The organism is Streptosporangium sp. 'caverna' (assembly GCF_003203775.1).
Lineage (GTDB): Bacteria > Actinomycetota > Actinomycetes > Streptosporangiales > Streptosporangiaceae > Streptosporangium > Streptosporangium subroseum.
Genome location: NZ_CP029711.1, coordinates 5,739,562 through 5,756,455 on the forward strand (window position 1 = coordinate 5,739,562; position 16,894 = coordinate 5,756,455).

Here is a 16,894-nt window from a genome sequence, read left to right on the forward strand (position 1 = left end):
GCGGGCGGCGCGGGGCACGCGCGCTCGGCCGACGGCGCGGAAGGAGGCGGCGCGAGCCGCCGAAGGTGGCCGACCCGAGAGGGTTCTTTATGGTCATATGAGCGATTTATGCCTTAATGCCCACAGGGATAGCGTCCGGAAAATCGGTGGACGGCGTCGTTATGGTGCTCGTATGGCGATTGTGGATGTCGACCGTTTTGTTGCCGAAGGGTTCGTCAAGCTGGAGGCGGCCGTACCCCGGGAGGTCGGGGACGCGGCCAGGGCGCTGGTCTGGCAGCAGATCGGCCTGTCGCCCGACGACCCCTCCGGCTGGCGGCAGCCCGTGGTCTGGGCCGCCGACCTGACCGGCCACGGACCCTTCGGGGAGCTCATGGGCAGCCCGCGACTGCGTGAGGCGTTGGACGAGGTGGCCGGGCCCGGTGGGTGGGTGCCGCGTGGGGCCCTCGGCAACATGCCGATCCGCTTCCCCCGTGTGGCGCCGGCCGACGATCGGGGCTGGCACATCGACGCCTCCGTGGCCCGGCCCGACGGCTCGTGGGCCGTGTCGGGGCGGCCGGAGGCGATGTTGCTGCTGGTGCTGCTGTCGGACGTGGGGGACGACGACGCGCCGACCCGCATCAGGGTGGGCTCGCAGCGGGACGCCGTCGGGGTGCTGGGTGAGCAGGTGCTCGACCCGTTCAAGGCCGGGCCGCTGCTGGACGCGGCTTCTGAAAACCGGCCGACGGCGTACGCGACCGGGCAGCCGGGCGACATGTACCTGGTTCACCCGCTGACCGTGCACGCGGCCGACGAGCACCGGGGGACGCGACCGCGTTTCATGGCCCAGATGCCGGTGTTCCTGACCGCGCCGGTCACTCCGGGCGAGGGTAACGCCCTGGCACGCGCCGTACTGTAGGAAGCGCCCGCGTCTCCAGGGTGTGACTTTCGTCCGTCTGAGTCTGGCAGACGGCCTCGGAGAAGGATCCGAACGAATTTTGACGGCACCATGCCGAAGCCCGGGGGGCGAGGCGGGTCCGGCGAACACCGCCGTAGTAACTTGACTGGCATGAAGGTCGCGATCCTTGACGACTACCAGAACGTCGCGCTGAGCTTTGCCGACTGGGACTCCCTCGACGCCGAGATCGAGGTGTTCACCGAACCGTTCGCCGACGCCGACGAGGTCGTCAAGCGACTCGCCGGCTTCGACGTGCTCGTCGCGATGCGTGAGCGCACCAGGTTCCCGGCCGAACTGCTGGCCCGGTTGACCGCTCTCAAGCTGCTGGTGAGCACCGGGGCACGCAACGCCGCCATCGACGTCGACGCGGCACGGAAACTCGGCATCGTGGTGTCCACGACCGGATCCATCGGATATCCGACCGCCGAGCTCACCTGGGCGCTGATCCTCGCCGCCGCCAGAAACCTCCCCGCCGAGGTGAGGTCCATGCGCGACGGTGGCTGGCAGGTCGGCGTCGGAACCGGCCTGAACGGCAAGACCCTCGGGCTGCTCGGCCTCGGCAGACTCGGCGCGCAGGTCGCCAGGATCGGCCAGGCCTTCGGCATGGAGACCGTTGCCTGGAGCCAGAACCTGACGACCGAAAAAGCCGCCGAACACGGCGTGACGGCGGTGCCCAAGGAGGATCTGTTCGCCCTGGCCGACGTGCTCTCGATCCACCTCGTGCTCGGTGACCGCAGTCGCGGACTGGTCGGCGCCGCGGAACTCGCCGCGATGAAGCCGACGGCGATGCTGGTGAACACCTCCCGCGGGCCGATCGTCGACGAGGACGCCCTGCTGGACGCCCTGCGGCGCAAGAAGATCGCATGCGCGGCGCTCGACGTCTACGACACCGAACCTCTGCCGGCCGATCATCCTCTGCGCGCGCTGGGCAACACCGTGCTCACCCCGCACGTCGGGTACGTCACCCGCGAGGGCTACGAGATCTTCTACCGTGACGCCGTCGAGGACATCGCCGCGTTCCAGTCGGGGAACCCGATCCGCGTCATGGATTGACATCCTCCCTTGCCTGAAGGCAGGGGATTCCAACGGCGACCACCCCACAAGGAGGAGGTCACGTTGAGGTTCGCTGTTCACCGGCCCGCCCAACGGCAAGCCACCGCACTGCCCTGCGGCGTATCTCGAAGGTTCTTCGCCGCGTTGACGTCGGCGTGATCCCGATGCCGGCAGGCCACACCAGCCAGGTTTCCATCACCGCCTCGCCGCACCCTGGAGGATCGATGAGCAGCCGGCCGATCTACCTGGACTACCAGGCCACCACCCCGGTCGACCCCCGCGTGGTCGAGGCCATGTTGCCCTACCTGACCGGCGAGTTCGGCAATCCCTCCAGTGCCCACGCCTATGGCCGCACCGCCGCCGCCGCGGTCGAGACCGCCCGCGCGCAGGTGGCCGCGCTCATCGGCGCCCGCGAACCGCAGGAGATCGTCTTCACCTCCTGCGGCACCGAGAGCAATCACCTCGCCCTCACCGGCACCGCTCACGCCCTGCGCGCCGCCGGCCGGGGCGAGCACATCGTGACCACCGCCATCGAGCACCCCGCGACCCAGGCCACCTGTGACCGGCTGGCCGCCTCCGGGTTCCGTGTCACCCGCGTCCCCGTGGGCACCGACGGGCGCCTGGAGCCCGCCGACCTCGAACGCGCCCTCGAACCGGGCACGATCCTGGTGTCGGTGATGCACGCCAACAACGAGATCGGCACTCTGCAGCCACTGGCCGATCTCGCCGCCCTCACCCGCGAGCGCGGCATCCCGCTGCACACCGACGCCGCCCAGAGCCCGGCCACCGTCGATGTCGACGTCGCGGCCCTCGGCGTCGATCTGCTCACCGTCGTCGGCCACAAGATGTACGCGCCCAAGGGGGTCGCCGCCCTGTACGTCCGGAGCGGCGCCCCCGTTCCGCTGCCGCAGCTCATCGGCGGCGGGCAGGAGCACGGCCTGCGCGCCGGCACCGAGAACGTGGCCGGCATCGTCGCCCTCGGCGCCGCCGCCGCTCTGGCCCTGGCCGAGCACGACGCCGACGCCACCCGAATCCTGTCCCTGCGCCGGCTGCTCCTCGACGGGCTTACCGCCGCGTGGGCCGGATTGCGGATCAACGGTTCGCTCGTCCACCGTCTGCCGGGCAACCTCAGCCTCACCCTGCCTCACCTCACCGCCGCGCAACTGATGGCCGCCACCCCCGAACTGGCCTTCTCCGCCCAGGCCGCCTGCCACACCGGCCACAGCGCACCCTCGGCGGTGCTGACCGCCATCGGGCTCACCCCCGACCAGGCGGCCCGTACCATCCGCCTGGGCATCGGCCGCTTCAGCGACATCGGCGACATCGACCGCGCCGTGGACGTCCTGACCCGCGTGCCGGCCACCACCTGAGCCGCCTTCCGGGCGGCGTCAGGCCAGGAGCCGCGCGGCGAGTTCACGCCACTGGCGTATGGGCGGGGTCTGGGGTGTGGCCGTGAGCACGTAGAGGCTCACATGGTCGGCCCCGGCGTCGAGGTGCTCTTCGACGCGGTGGGCGATGTCGTCGGCGCTCCCGCGGACCACCAGCGCGTCGACAAGCCGGTCGTCCAGGGAGTCGACGTCCTCGAATCCCAGCTCGCGCAGCAGCGCGCGCCGGTTGGGCAGGAGTGCGGCGGCGTAGGAGCGGGCCAGGCCGGCGGAGTTCGAGCGGTCCGGGTCCAGGATGACGAGCTGGGCGACGGCCAGCAGCGCGTCCGGCCCGAGCACGGCCCTGGCGTTCCCGGTGTGCTCGACCGGCATGCCCAACGGGTGCGCGCCCCAGGCCCGCCTTTTTGCGAGTTCGAGCATGTCGGGGCCCAACGCCGCGAGCACCCGGCGCGGCGGGGCCGATGCCGGCGGCCCGAACGGGGCGGCGTCCATCGCGTCCAGGTAGGCGCGCATGGTCGTCGGCGGTGGGCCGAAGCGGTGGCCCCGGATGTCTTCGGCGAGGCTGGGATGGCTCTCCCAGAGTCCGAGCAGGAAACGTCCGGGAAACGCCTCGTCCAGGGTGCGTTGCCCGGCGGCGGTGGTCACCGCGTCGCGGGCGTAGATGTCGGCGGTGCCGGCGGCCACCGTGATTCGCCGGGTGGCCGACAGCAGGACGGCGGCCTGCGCCATGGCCTCCCGGCCGGTCGTCTCGGGAAACCACAGCGTTCCGTAGCCGGCGTCCTCGATCGCCGCCACGGCGTCGCGGACGCCGGCCATGGGATGGCTGTCGAGGTCGCCCGCCCAGATCCCGACGCGTCCGAGGTCGGGCCTGTGGTCGCTCACGCGTCCTGCCCTCCGGCGAGGAACGCCGTGATCCGGGCCGCGCCGGTCCTGCCGAGCCAGGTGTGGAAGTCCATCAGGCCGGGATGGAGCCGTCGCGCGGCGGTGATGTCGGCCCGGTAGCCACGCTCGTTGAGCCACTCGTAGGCGAACGCGAAATCCTCGCCGACCTGCCGGATCGCCTCGATCGGAATCCGCACGTACGGCAGGGGCCGCCCGATCGCCTCCCCGATGGCCTCGGCGATCCGCCGGGGGGTCAGCTCGTCCCCGGCCAGGTCGATCGCCCGGCCGATCCACTCGTCCGGCCGGGCGAAGGCCAGGGCGGCGAAGGCGCCGACGTCGTCGACGGCCATGATCTGCTGCGGCACGTCGGGCTCGAACGCGGTGGCCACGGTGCCGTCGTGCAGGTGGTAGCCGCCGGTGTAGTTCTCCATGAAGGAGGCCGGCCGCAGGATCGTCGCGGGCAGGCCGATCCCGGCGATGTGCCGCTCGATCCGCCACTTGTTCACCGTGTTCCGCGGCAGTCGCTCGCTGTCGTGGCGACCGGCGCCCGCGACGGAGGTGTAGACGAGGTGCCGGACGCCGGCGGCGCGCGCCGCTTCGGCCACGTTGACACCCCAGCGAACCTCGTCGTCGGCGGCGAAGCCCGGCGCGGTGCCGGGAGAGCCGACGGTGGGCTGGACGCTGAACACGCCGTAGGCGCCTTCGGCCGCCGCGGTCAGGGAGGCGAGGTCGTCCATCTCGCCGCGCACGATCCGCGCACCCGCCTCGGCCAGTGCCTTCGCCGGCGTGCCGTCCGGATCGCGGGTCAGCGCCCGCACCCGCCAGCCGCCGGCGAGCAGATGCGCCGTCACGACGCGGCCCTGCAGGCCGGTCGCTCCCACCACCACGATGGTCTTTCCCGTGTCCACGGTCTCTCCTGAGGTTCGGTCGCACCGGTAGGGCCACCCATAAGTGGGGTGGCCTTCCGTTTACATTCCGGTACGATATGGAGGACCACCCCGTTTTGCAAGTCCACCGGAGGTCCCGTGACCCAGGGCAGCGCCGCACCGGTTCCGGCCGGGCGATCGATGCGCGCCGACGCGCGCCGTAACCGTGACCGGATCCTCGCCGCGGCCGGAACGGCCATCGCCGAGCACGGGGCCGAGGCCTCCCTGGAGGAGATCGCCCGGCACGCCGGAGTCGGCTCGGCCACCCTGCACCGGCACTTCCCCTCCCGCCAGGCGCTGCTGGAGGCCGTCTTCCGCGACCGGGTGGAGATCCTCTGCGCGAAGGCGCGCGACCTGGCCGCCTCCCCCGATCCCGGGTCCGCGCTGGTCACCTGGCTCCGCGCCGTCGGCGCACACGCCGCCTCCAACCGCGGCCTGGCGGCGTCGCTGATGCGCGGCGCCCGCGACGGCGACCCGACGCTGGGCACCACCTGCCACACGATGATCATTGATGCCGGCGGCGAGCTCCTGACGCGCGCTCGTCAGGCGCACGCCGTACGTCCCGAGGTCGCCATCGCCGATCTGCTCAAACTCGTCAGCGCCATCTCGCTGGCCGCCGAGCGGGAAACCGCCGGCGCGGCCGAGACCGACCGGCTGCTCACCCTCGCCCTCGACGGAGTGCGCCCCCACGGAGTCCCGGTGACCGGCCCCGCCCGCACCCGAGGCGGGGGCTCGCGGAACACGTGACACGGAATTTCGCCTTCCGTGCCGCCTGCCCCTGCCATACGGTTTGACGGACAGGTTTACCGAATCGCCTGGCTCACCCCTGGTTGCAGCCTTTATGATCTTTTATCTGGTATGCGCCCATGGAAACCCAGAGGGAGCACGCGATAATGCGTCGTCGATGGCTCATCGCGCTGATCGCCTCGACGGTCGCGATCATCGCTTTCGGCGTGTACGGGGTGACGACCTCCCCGGGTGCCGTGGTGGCCGCGCCGTCGCCGTCGCCCACGATCTCCGCCGAGGTGGCCGAGGCGCCGGCGTCCACTCCGGTGCCCGTGCCCACGCCCACTTCGTCGCCCCCGCAGGAGAGCCCCGAGCTGACCGCGACGAGGTATTTCGCCGCCTGGCAGGCCCATGACATCTCCTCCATGACCGCCCTGGTCGCCGATCCCCCGGCGGACTTCGCCGAGCGGCACCGATCGTTCGACGCCGACCTGCGGGTCTCGTCGCTGTCCCTCACCCCGGGCCGGCTGCGCCGCCAGAGCGAGGAGGCGGCCGAGATGTCCTTCCAGGGAGTGCGGGAGGTCGCGGGGCTCGGCCGGTGGACGTTCTCCTCAGCCCTGCGCCTGGGGCTGCGGGCCGGCGCCTGGAAGGTGCTCTGGTCTCCCGAGACGCTGCACCCCTCGCTCAAGGACGGCGAGAGCCTGCGGCTCAAAGAGGCCCAGGTCCGCAGGCCGGCCACGCTGACCCGCGAGGGCCTGCTGTTCCCCCGCGACAGCAGGGCGGGCGACTACGTCACCGGGCTGGGCGGCACCGCGGTCGTTCTGTCCCTGGAGGAGACGAACTCGGGCCGGGTGATGCTGGCCTCCCCGCCCCTTCCTCCCATAAAAACCCGGAGCACGATCTCGCGGTCCGTGCAGGCCGCCGCCGCCCGGGCTCTGGACGGTACGGAACGGCCCGCCGCGATCGTGGCCGTGGACGTCCAGACCGGCCAGGTCCGCGCGGTGGCGGACACACTGGGCGGCAGGGGTGCGTTCAACGGCCTCTACCCGCCCGGCTCGGGGTTCAAGGTGGTGACCGCGGCCGCACTGCTCCGCAGCGGTCTGAGCCCGGAGTCACCGGTCGCGTGCCCGGCGACCTACACCATCCCGAACGCCAGGACCTTCACCGACTCCGATGGCACCGACCACGGCACCGTGACCCTCACCACGGCCTTCGCGCTCTCCTGCAACACCACCTTCGTCCAGCAGACCTACGAGCGGCTCCGCGACGACCGGCTGCGCGCCGAGGCCGCCGACCGGTTCGGGTTCCGGGAGAAGCCCGGCCTGAGCTCCTGCCGGATACAGCCGTACGGGAGCCCGGACGAGCTGGGCTCCGACTCCATCGGCCAGAACTCGGCGCAGGCCAGCCCGCTCTGCATGGCCGAGGTCGCCGCCGCGGTGGCGAGCGGCGTCTGGAGGCCCGCGATCATGACCGCCGAGCCCCCCGCCGGCTCGCCGCCGCCGGTGCCGCTGGACGAGGGTGTGGCCGTCGGTCTGCGGACGATGATGAGCGCCGTGGTCACCCAGGGCACGGCCGCCCAGGCCGGCCTCCCGCCGGAGACCTTCGGCAAGACCGGCACCGCCGAGGTCGCGGGCGCGGAGGACCACGCCTGGTTCATCGGCTACCGCGGCTCCCTGGCCTTCGCGGTGTTCGTCCAGAACGGCGGCGCCGGCGGCAAGGTGGCCGCGCCGATCGCCGCGAGGTTCCTGAACGCCCTGTAGCACGGCTCGGCACCCCGGCCACGGTACGGCCCGCTGTCCCGATCACGATTCCGGCGGTAGTACGGCTCAGTACTTCGGTCACGGCCCCGGTCGCCCTGTGGCTCGCACCTCGATCACGGCCCCGCTCGATACGGGTTCGCGACCCTGCTCGATGCGGGTTCGTGGCACGACGAGGCCGGATGCCTCAGAGTCTTCCGGCCTCGACGAGGACGAGGAGGTCGGCCGCGGCGTCACGGGCCTGCCGGTCGATCTCCCCTCCGTCCGGGACGGGACCGCCGTGCAGGACCGTCTCGAAGATGTCGTCGCGGAGCAACGCCCCGAACCGGTGCGCGGCGCGGCCGGGATCGCCGATCTTCTCACGCAGGGCGGCCGGCCAGCGCTCGAGGTAGCGGGTCAGCAGCGTGAGGCTGTGTCCCGCGACGTCCCGCCGGTAGCGCCGTCCCAGCTCGGGGAAGCGTTGCGACTCCCGGGTCACCACCCGGTAGAGCGCCAGCTGGTCGTCGGCCAGGAAATATCGCAGATGCTCGCCTCCTGCCTCCGCCAGCCCCTCCAGCGGCGGCTGGTCGAACCAGGGCGGGTCCGTCGCACTCGCGACCATGGCGCACGCGTCCTGGATCACCGCGACGAACAGGTCGTCCTTGTCGTCGAAGTGCCGGTACAGGGTCTTGATGGACACGCCCGCGCTCGCCGCGATCCGGTTGACCGAGCTTCCGGCATATCCCTCATCGAGGAACGCCCGCAACGCGGCATCGATGATCACGCCGCGCTTGCGCCCCATCAACCCCGCCTTCGGGTCGTCCGCGGCCCATGTTCGCAAGCGTCCTCCTTCGTTTGACAGACCTTACGACAGCGATGACTATCGTAACATTCGACAGCAACCACTGTCGTAAGGCGAGAAGGAGACGGACATGAAGGACCGGAGCGGCACGCGAGTGCTGGTGCTCGGCGCGAGCGGGCTCACCGGAGGGGGGACCGCGGCCGCGCTGGACGCGTCCTCCGCCCCGGTGGAGGTGGTCCGCGCCTCACGCGACCAGGCGACGGTCGAGCGATGGCGCAAGGAGGGACGGGCGGCGGTGCACCTCGACCTCGACGACGCGCGCACCTTCCCGGCCGCGCTGGAGGGCGTCGACCGGCTGTTCCTCATGGCCGGCTACACGGGCGCCATGACACACCAGACCAAGACCGTCGTCGACGCCGCCGTCGACGCCGGCGTCGGGTTCGTCGTCCACCTCGGCGTCTTCGGGGACGGGCGCTCGACCGACCCGCACTTCGCCTGGCACGAGCTGGTGGAGCGTTACATCGAGGGAAGCGGCCTCGCCTGGACCCATCTGCATCCGCACATGTTCATGGAGAACCTCCTGACCAGCCTCCGGGTGCGCGACAGACGTCTGCCCTGGCCGATGGGCGACAAGCCGACGGGCTGGATCGCCGGCGACGACCTCGCGGCGGTCGCGGCGAAGGTCCTCGCCGAGGGCCCGGAGATCCACGCCGGCAAGGGCTACTGGATGTCCACCGACGTCCTCAACGGCGTCCAGGCGGCGGACGTCCTCAGCCGGGCCCTCGATGAGACCATCACGGCCCAGGTCATGACCCCGGACGACCTGCGGCGCGCGACGCTCTCGGGTGACCGCGCCGTGCCGTCGTTCATGGAGGCGACGTACGCGGCCAGCGTCCTCGAGTGGGTGCAGCAGACCTACGACGGCCGGTTGGACTACGGCGCGGTGACGACCTCGACGATCGAGGATCTCCTCGGCCGGCCGCCGGTGCACCTCGCGGACTGGGCGATCCGCAACCGAGACGCCCTCCTCGCCCCCTGACGTGCCGGGAGCGTCACCGCGACGGCGAAACGGCCGCCGCCCCAGAGGGCGCAAAAGTCACCCCCCGTAGTGAGTCGCCACGGAGCGTAATATAGATTTGCCGTCATGATCGTATCGATGCGGCGGCTGGCACAGCGCGGAGGCGTTCTCTCCGCGGTGTGCCTGGCCGTGCTCGGCATCGTCGTGTTGCTGCATCTCGGGTCGTGCGTCCTCACGACCGCCCATCCGGCGCCCCTCCCCGAGCACGGCACGGAACAGCCCGCGGCCGACTGCGGCACGGCCGCCGAACTCCATGCCGCAGTCGTCACGGCGGTGTTCCGGGGCGGCGCACCGTGCCCCCAGCTTCCCGCCGGCGATGATCACAGCCTGTGCGGCGCGGCGGCCGGGTCGCCGATCGTCAACGTGCGCGTCCCGCTTCCCAGCGGGCACGCCATCGGCGATCTGATCGCCGGCGAGACAGCCGCGACGGCGTCGTCGGCACCGGCACGGCGCTCCTCGCGACCGGCCTGTCTGCCTCCCGGAGCAGAGCTGCTGCTCCTCAAATCCGTTTCCCGTATATAGCCGCCCCGCGGGCAGGCTCGCGAACGACTCACCGCTCGACCCGATCGGCATGAGCCGTCGCCTCCGCATGCCCAGAAGTGCGTCGACCACCTCGCAACCCATGGGAAACGGATCATGACATACACACTTAACGCACCACAGATCGATACTCCTCCGCTCAGCCAGATGATCACCGGAAACACGTGCCACACCCCCGAGCACGTGGTCGGCAACACACCGGTCCTCTGGGTCCCGGAGATCGCCTCGGGGCAGAGACGCGGCTTCTGGGCGAAGCTGGAAGGCAGCAACCCCGGGGGGATCAAGGACCGCCCCGCGCTCTACATCGTCGACAGGGCGCGCGATCGCGGCGAGCTGCGGCCGGGCGCGCCCATCGTGGAGTCCACCAGCGGGACCTTCGGCCTGGGCCTGGCGCTGGCCGGCATCGTGCACGGCCACCCGGTGACGCTGGTGACCGATCCGGGGATGGAACCGCTGATGCGCCGCCTGCTGTCGGCCTACGGAGCCCGCGTCGTGGTCGTCACCGAGCCGCACCCGGTGGGCGGCTGGCAGCAGGCGCGCCGGGAGCGGGTGCGCGAACTGCTGGGTGAGCATCCGGACGCCTACTGCCCGGACCAGTACAACAACCCCGACAACGTCACGGCCTATGCGGGGCTGGCGACGGAGCTGGCCGGCCAGCTCGGGCGGATCGACGTCCTGGTGTGCAGCGTGGGCACCGGCGGCCACAGCGCCGGAGTCTTCCGCGCGCTGCGGCGGTTCTATCCCGACCTGCGGCTCGTCGGCGTCGACACGATCGGTTCGACCATCTTCGGGCAGCCCGCGCGCTCCCGGCTCATGCGCGGCCTGGGCAGCAGCATCCATCCGCGCAACGTGGCGTACGAGCTGTTCAGCGAGGTCCACTGGGTCGCGCCGCCGGAAGCGGTCTGGGCCTGCCGGCGCCTGGCGGCGCTGCGGTACGCCACCGGCGGCTGGAGCGTCGGGGCGGTGGCCCTGGTCTCCTCGTGGCTGGCTCGCACGCTGCCCAGCCACACGCGGATAGCGGCGATCTTTCCCGACGGCCCCCACCGCTACTTCGACACGGTGTTCAACGACGACTACTGCGTCGCGCATGATCTTCTCGGCTCGCCCGCGGCGACGGCCCCGGAGGAGATCGATCATCCGGCGGAGCGCGAGCTGACCCGCTGGACGCGCTGTACGACCGTGATCGACCCGGTCGCAGGCCTGCGGCCTCCCCTCGTCTCCGAAGGGACACCGCGGTGAGAAGCACGCTGGCTCTGGCGCTGTCCTTCGACCGGCCGGTGAAACTGCTGCTGGTCAACCAGCTCACCATCAACGTCGGCTTCTACATGCTGATGCCCTACCTGGCGGGTCACCTGTCCGGCACCCTGGCGCTGCCGGCGGCACTGGTCGGTCTCATCCTCGGCATCCGCAACCTCAGCCAGCAGGGCATGTTCCTGGTCGGGGGGACCCTCGCCGACCGGCTCGGCTGCAAACCAATGATCATCGCCGGGTGCGGGCTGCGCACCGTCGCGTTCCTCCTTCTCGCCGTGGCCGACTCCATCGCCATGCTGGTGGTCGCCTCGGCGTTGACCGGATTCGCCGGGGCCCTGTTCAACCCCGCCGTACGGGCCTATCTCGCCCACGAGGCGGGGGCCCGCAAGGTCGAGGCCTTCGCGGCGTTCAACGTCTTCGCCCAGCTCGGCGTCCTGATCGGGCCCCTCATCGGCCTGGTGCTCAACGGCCTGGCGTTCAAACTCGTCTGCCTCACCGCAGGGCTGTTGTTCGCCGGCCTGACGATCGCCCAGACGCGCGCCCTGCCGTCACGGGAGCATCCCCGGGCGCGGGAGAAACGCGGAGTGCTGCTCGACTGGCGCGAGGTGATCGCCAACCGCCCCTTCCTGCTGTTCTCCCTGGCCATGATCGGCTCGTACGTGCTGAGCTTCCAGGTCTATCTCGGCCTGCCGCTGGAGGTTCGCCGGGTGACGGGCAGCGAACTCGGGGTCACCCTCATCTTTGTGGTCTCCGGCCTGCTGACCATCTCCGGCCAGGCCCGGGTGACGGCCTGGGCGGCCCGGCGGTGGCGCCCGCCCGAGGCCATCGGCAGGGGGCTCGTCCTGATGGGACTGGCCTTCGTCCCGCTCGCGCTGGCCGCGCCCCTGGTGGGCGATGCCGCCGTCCCGGCCGGCGGCATCGCCCACGCGCTCCTGCTTCTGCCGGTCCTCGGTACGGCGGTGCTGCTCAGCCTGGCCATCATGATCATCTATCCGTTCGAGATGGCGACCATCGTCACCGTCGGCGGCCCGCACATGGTGGCCACCTACTACGGGCTCTACAGCACCCTGGCCGGCATCGGTGTGGCCGCGGGCAACCTGCTGTCGGGCTGGGCGCTGGACCTCGGCGGCTCGACAGGCCTGCCGAGCCTGCCGTGGCTGGTCATGGCGTTGATCGGCATGGGATGCGCGGCGGCCGTGCGCGCCCTGGACCGGTCGGGACGCCTGGCGGCCTCACCCGAGGCGCCGGTGGCTGTATAGACGCCATAGACCTCATTGACCTCGCACGCGCTCCCGGCCGGCATGCGCACGGCCACCGGCCGGGAACCCGTGCGCGCCGGGCCCTCCGTCCGGGCCTGCGCGCTCCGGACCGCCCGACCCTTCGGCCGCGCATCCGGTTCCGGGCCGCCCGCCGCTTCAGCCGCGCATCCGCGACGCGATGCCGCGTAACGCCGTGGCGAGCAGGTCGACGTCATCTCGGGAGGTGAACAGCGCGGGCGTCACCCGTACGCAGTCACCCTTGACCGGTCCGCCGCGGCGCACCGTGAAGATCCGGTGCCGGTCGAACAGCTCCTTGGCGATGGCGACGTTGTCGGCTTCCGAGATGTGCCCGGCCACCCGGAACGCGGTGATCGTGCCATACATGGCGGGGTCCTCGGGGGTGAGGATCTCCAGGTTCGGGAGGTCGCGCACCTGGTGGACCCAGCGGTCACGCAGGAAGCGCAGGCGCGACTGCTTGACCGCGCCGCCGAGGGCGTCGTGGAAGTCCAGGGCCGCGCCCACCGTGAGGACGGGGGCGACGTCCAGGGTGCCGGAGTGGACCCGCGAGCGGATGTCGTCGCCGGGATAGGTCTCATCGGCGAAGGCGAGGTCGATGTCGGGCAGACGGCCCTTCTTGATGTAGAGAAAACCCGCTCCCAGCGGAACCCCCATCCACTTGTGCAGGGAGAATCCGGCGAAGTCCGCCCCGAAGTCGTCCATCGTGAAGTCAAGGTGTCCCCAGGAGTGCGCGGCGTCGACGATCACGTCCACTCCCCTGTCACGGGCCATCGCGACGATCTCCCGTACCGGCAGCACCAGACCGGTGACGTTGTTCATGTGACTGAGCAGGAGCAGCTTCACCCGAGGGCGGTCGCGCAGCGCCTTGGCGTAGGCGTCCAGCACGGCCTGGCGGGTCGCCGGTTCGGGGACGACCATCCGCTCCACCCGCACGCCCCGCCGATCGCGCAGCCAGTTCATGGCGTACCGCGCGCTGTGATAGTCGAGGTCGGTGTACATCACCGCGTCGCCCGGGCGCAGCCGCCGGTAGCCGGCGATCAGGTTCTGCAGGGCCTCGGTGCCACCGCGGGTGAGGGCGATCTCCCCCATGGAGACGCCGAGGAGGGTCGCGATGCGCTGCCTGACCTCATCGGCCTGGTCCTTGTAGGTGGTGCGCAGCAGGCGGGAGTTCACCTCGTTGAGGTGGTCGACGTTGCGGTGGTAGGTGAGGCGCACCGGCTCGGGCATGATCCCGTAGTAGCCGTTCTCCAGATTGACGAAGTCCGGGCTGACCCGGTACTGCCGGGCCACGGCGGACCAGAAGCCCTCGTCCCGGGCGAGCTGGTCGGGCGTCCGCCCGGCGGGAACGGCCGGCGGTCCGGGAGCCACCGGCCGCGGGGCCGGCGGCGGCGGCACGAAGGGGGCGGCCAGCGCGCCGAGCCCAGCGACCATCGCACGTCTCGACAGGGTCATCGAACCTCTCCCCCATGGATCGGTGAGAGCCCACGACACGGCGGAGCCCCCGGACCTTTTGCAGTGATTGAGTCCCAGTGTGGGTGAGGTGACCACCTGGGGATGCGCATTCGGGCTGCTCGGGCGTGGCGCGGCGAGCGCCGGACGCGATGGGCATCGGGCGTGACCACTGGCCGGGATGCCCGCCGACAGTGAGGACCGCTCCTGGGTGTAATACGACCTCCCTGCCGGCAGGCTTCCCTCCTACCGTAAGAAAAATGGACAGCGAGAATCTCCTTGGTGAGTTCCGGCGCCCACGGCGTGAGGCCACCACTCCCGCGCGAGCAGGACTGCCGCATTCCGGCCCCCGGCCGACGACGAGTTCCGCCCGCTCCACACCGGCGAGCGTTCCGGCTCCGGCAAGGACACCATCGCCCGCTGCCGCATCGGCGAGCGTTCCGCCCGTACCTGGTCGTGTCGCACGAGGCCCTCGGCCAGACCGGCGCGAAGAACTACGGCGGTTCATGGACCGGATACGGCTCGCCTGCCGGCGTGCGCCTCGAATCGGGGGAGGCCCGTTGATGTCCGCTCAGGGTCGCACCGCACGGGAGCAGACCGTCGCGCTTCCGCCGGAGATGGATCTGACGGCCCAGGCGGTCATCCAGGGGGTCGTGATATGCGCGGGCAGGTCCTATGCCCGTCTGCTGGATCACTCCGGTGAGTTCACCGGTGAGCTGGTGGTGTCCGATGACGGCACCTTCCGGTTCTTCGCCTCACCTGGATCCTGGATCGTCCGCGTCATCGCGGGTGGTGGCGTCCACAAGGACGTCTCGGTGGAGGCTCGCCCCGGTGAGATCTCCCATGTCCAGGTCATCCTCTGACCATCGCCTGATAGCCGGGCCGTTTCCGGCCGGACGGCATCAGCGGAGGACCGGAGTCCCCGCTGCGGGGCGCCGGCCTTCCACACACCGGTTTCGACATCGCGTGAGAGGAGCAAGAACAGTCCGATCGGGACGGCTACCTGGTCATTCCGGGTGCGCTCGGATCGTGGTGGCAGCGTTGGAAGCCATGCCCGGTCCTGCGCGACGCCTCCGAGAGCGGTACGTCGCGGCGCCGGATGTGGCGGGATCGCCATACCCGGACGACAGCGAAAGGACACACTCATGGAAGCATCGAACGGCCGGGTCGCCGTCGTCACCGACACGGCCTGGAGGGTCCGGGACTTCGCCTCCGAGGAATCAGGCGGATACCGGAAGCTTTTCGACTCTTTCAAGAAGGACGCCCGGGGTCACATCTCCCGCATCGAGATGATCGCCCGGCTCCAGCAGGCGGGCATCACACCCGACGATCCGCGCATGGTGGACGCCTTCGACTCGCTGGAGGAGGCGGATACGGGCGGGCAACTGGACTATGCCCGGTTCGCGAAGCTGTGTCAGCAAAGTGGAGGGCTGCCGGCTCGTGCGATCACCGGCGACCTCGCCATTCCGGACTTCTCCTCCTTCACCGCGGACATCACCGGAATCTACGAGAGCCTGCTGCCGGAGAGACGTGGCGAGGTGGCCAACTACATTCCCCAGCTGAAACGGGTGCCGCCCGAGCAGTTCGCCATCGTGGTGTGCACGGTGGACGGCCAGCGGTTCAGCATCGGGGATTCAAGCGTGGGTTTCTGCGTGCAGTCAGTCTGCAAACCGGTCAACTACTCGCTCACGCTCGAGGAACACGGGGCCGAGACGGTCCACCGGCATGTGGGGCGGGAACCGAGCGGGCGCGGATTCAACGAGCTGTCACTCAACGGAGACGGGCTCCCGCACAACCCAATGATCAACTCCGGTGCCATCATGAGTTGCTCGCTCATCAAACCGGACCTCGACATCGCGGACCGCTTCGACTACGTCGCGGCCACCTGGCAGAGACTGTCGGGTGGCAGGCCCGTCGGATTCAACAACGCCGTCTACCTCTCCGAGAGACAGACCGCCGACCGCAATTTCGCATTGGGCTATTTCATGCGGGAGCACAAGGCGTTCCCGCAGGACACCGACCTGGTCGAGACCCTCGAGTTCTACTTCCAGTGCTGCTCCATAGAGCTCCACGCCGACGCTCTGGCGTCGGCCGCCGCGACGCTGGCCAACGGCGGGGTTGTGCCCCTGTCCAACGACCGGGTGTTCTCGACCGGCTCCGTCCAGAAGTGCCTGTCCCTCATGTCCTCCTGCGGGATGTACGACTATTCCGGCGAGTTCGCCTTCACCATCGGCCTGCCGGCGAAGAGCGGGGTCTCCGGTGCGCTCATGGTGGTCATCCCCAAGGTGATGGGGATCGCCATCTGGTCGCCACGGCTGGACGGGCACGGGAACTCCGTGCGTGGCATCGAGTTCTGCCGGCAACTGGTCGAAAAGTACAACTTCCACACGTACGACTCGCTCGTACAGAGCGACAGGGAAGGCAAGCGCGACCCCCGCCTGAAGAAGAACCAGGCCGCGGTGGACGGCACGATCAGGCTCCTCTGGTCGGCCAGCACCGGCGACCTCGAAGGCGTGCGTGCTCTGCTGGCGTCCGGGGTATCCCCCCGGTCCGCCGACTATGACGGCCGTACGGCGCTCCACCTGGCGGCGGCCGAGGGACACCTCGATCTCGTCACCTATCTGCTGGAGCGAGGTGCCGATCATGAGGCCAGGGATCGTTGGGGCGGGATCCCGCTCACCGATGCCGAGCGGGGAGGTCACGCCGAGGTCATGGAGGCTTTGAAGCAGTGGATCGATCCCGTCGTGGCGTCTCCTTCCACCGAGAGGCGGACCGCCTGAGGCGGCACCTCCGAACCACCTTGGCCCGCCTTCTGAAGGCGAGATCAGCCGCAGGCCCGTCCTCGGCCACTCGGC

15 protein-coding genes are annotated in these 16,894 nt (G+C 70.5%); 11 read left to right on the forward strand and 4 right to left on the reverse strand.

Features of this window, described 5'->3' with window-relative positions; genetic code table 11:
* Positions 1 to 172: 172 nt before the first annotated feature.
* The 3 genes from DKM19_RS25535 (at position 173) to DKM19_RS25545 (ending at position 3,357) form a co-directional block, all read left to right on the forward strand.
* Positions 173 to 895 (forward strand): phytanoyl-CoA dioxygenase family protein, encoded by a 723-nt coding sequence (locus DKM19_RS25535; protein WP_110698933.1) that lies wholly within the window; start codon positions 173 to 175, stop codon positions 893 to 895.
* Between the two features lie 150 nt (positions 896 to 1,045).
* The gene (locus tag DKM19_RS25540) at positions 1,046 to 1,987 is read left to right on the forward strand and encodes a D-2-hydroxyacid dehydrogenase family protein (protein WP_110698934.1); all 942 of its coding nucleotides are present in this window, start codon (positions 1,046 to 1,048) and stop codon (positions 1,985 to 1,987) included.
* Positions 1,988 to 2,211: 224 nt separating this feature from the next.
* On the forward strand, positions 2,212 to 3,357 hold the full coding sequence (locus DKM19_RS25545) for a cysteine desulfurase family protein (RefSeq protein WP_110698935.1): 1,146 nt from the start codon (positions 2,212 to 2,214) through the stop codon (positions 3,355 to 3,357).
* An 18-nt stretch (positions 3,358 to 3,375) separates the two neighbouring features.
* On the opposite strand, the gene DKM19_RS25550 is transcribed toward DKM19_RS25545, so the two are convergent.
* Together DKM19_RS25550 and DKM19_RS25555 are read right to left on the reverse strand one after the other, a co-directional pair.
* Entirely contained in the window at positions 3,376 to 4,254 is an 879-nt protein-coding gene (locus DKM19_RS25550; protein WP_239513584.1) for a TIGR03620 family F420-dependent LLM class oxidoreductase, read from the reverse strand.
* Positions 4,251 to 5,162 carry an NmrA/HSCARG family protein gene (locus DKM19_RS25555; protein ID WP_110698936.1) on the reverse strand — a complete coding sequence of 304 codons (912 nt, stop codon included), beginning with the start codon at positions 5,160 to 5,162 and terminating at the stop codon, positions 4,251 to 4,253. The genes DKM19_RS25550 and DKM19_RS25555 overlap by 4 nt, the downstream gene beginning before the upstream one ends.
* Positions 5,163 to 5,279: 117 nt before the next feature.
* Between DKM19_RS25555 and DKM19_RS25560 the strand changes: the two genes are divergently transcribed.
* Both DKM19_RS25560 and DKM19_RS25565 read left to right on the forward strand, forming a co-directional pair.
* Complete coding sequence (locus DKM19_RS25560; protein ID WP_239513585.1) at positions 5,280 to 5,927, forward strand: TetR/AcrR family transcriptional regulator; 648 nt, start codon at positions 5,280 to 5,282, stop codon at positions 5,925 to 5,927.
* 146 nt (positions 5,928 to 6,073) lie between these two features.
* A complete protein-coding gene (locus DKM19_RS25565; RefSeq protein WP_162641747.1) occupies positions 6,074 to 7,666 on the forward strand; it encodes a penicillin-binding transpeptidase domain-containing protein in 1,593 nt (530 codons plus the stop codon).
* Between the two features lie 184 nt (positions 7,667 to 7,850).
* Here the strand turns inward: DKM19_RS25565 and DKM19_RS25570 are convergent, their stop codons facing one another.
* Positions 7,851 to 8,483, reverse strand: coding sequence for a TetR/AcrR family transcriptional regulator (locus DKM19_RS25570; RefSeq protein ID WP_162641748.1), 633 nt, complete (start codon positions 8,481 to 8,483; stop codon positions 7,851 to 7,853).
* Positions 8,484 to 8,574: 91 nt separating this feature from the next.
* Between DKM19_RS25570 and DKM19_RS25575 the strand changes: the two genes are divergently transcribed.
* The 4 genes from DKM19_RS25575 (at position 8,575) to DKM19_RS25590 (ending at position 12,572) form a co-directional block, all read left to right on the forward strand.
* Positions 8,575 to 9,483, forward strand: coding sequence for an NmrA family NAD(P)-binding protein (locus tag DKM19_RS25575; protein WP_110698939.1), 909 nt, complete (start codon positions 8,575 to 8,577; stop codon positions 9,481 to 9,483).
* A 105-nt stretch (positions 9,484 to 9,588) separates the two neighbouring features.
* Positions 9,589 to 10,044: a hypothetical protein gene (locus DKM19_RS25580; protein WP_110698940.1), complete on the forward strand. Its 456-nt coding sequence runs from the start codon at positions 9,589 to 9,591 to the stop codon at positions 10,042 to 10,044.
* A gap of 114 nt (positions 10,045 to 10,158) precedes the next feature.
* Positions 10,159 to 11,301 carry a PLP-dependent cysteine synthase family protein gene (locus DKM19_RS25585; RefSeq protein ID WP_110698941.1) on the forward strand — a complete coding sequence of 381 codons (1,143 nt, stop codon included), beginning with the start codon at positions 10,159 to 10,161 and terminating at the stop codon, positions 11,299 to 11,301.
* Positions 11,298 to 12,572 (forward strand): MFS transporter, encoded by a 1,275-nt coding sequence (locus tag DKM19_RS25590; RefSeq protein WP_110698942.1) that lies wholly within the window; start codon positions 11,298 to 11,300, stop codon positions 12,570 to 12,572. Before DKM19_RS25585 ends, DKM19_RS25590 begins: the two co-directional genes overlap by 4 nt.
* A 156-nt stretch (positions 12,573 to 12,728) precedes the next feature.
* On the opposite strand, the gene DKM19_RS25595 is transcribed toward DKM19_RS25590, so the two are convergent.
* The gene (locus tag DKM19_RS25595) at positions 12,729 to 14,042 is read right to left on the reverse strand and encodes an aminotransferase class V-fold PLP-dependent enzyme (RefSeq protein WP_110698943.1); all 1,314 of its coding nucleotides are present in this window, start codon (positions 14,040 to 14,042) and stop codon (positions 12,729 to 12,731) included.
* 560 nt (positions 14,043 to 14,602) lie between these two features.
* Here DKM19_RS25595 and DKM19_RS25605 point away from each other — a divergent pair.
* Positions 14,603 to 14,902 (forward strand): DUF1416 domain-containing protein, encoded by a 300-nt coding sequence (locus tag DKM19_RS25605; protein ID WP_110698944.1) that lies wholly within the window; start codon positions 14,603 to 14,605, stop codon positions 14,900 to 14,902.
* Between the two features lie 282 nt (positions 14,903 to 15,184).
* Positions 15,185 to 16,819: a glutaminase A gene (gene glsA / locus DKM19_RS25610; protein WP_110698945.1), complete on the forward strand. Its 1,635-nt coding sequence runs from the start codon at positions 15,185 to 15,187 to the stop codon at positions 16,817 to 16,819.
* Positions 16,820 to 16,894: the final 75 nt, after the last annotated feature.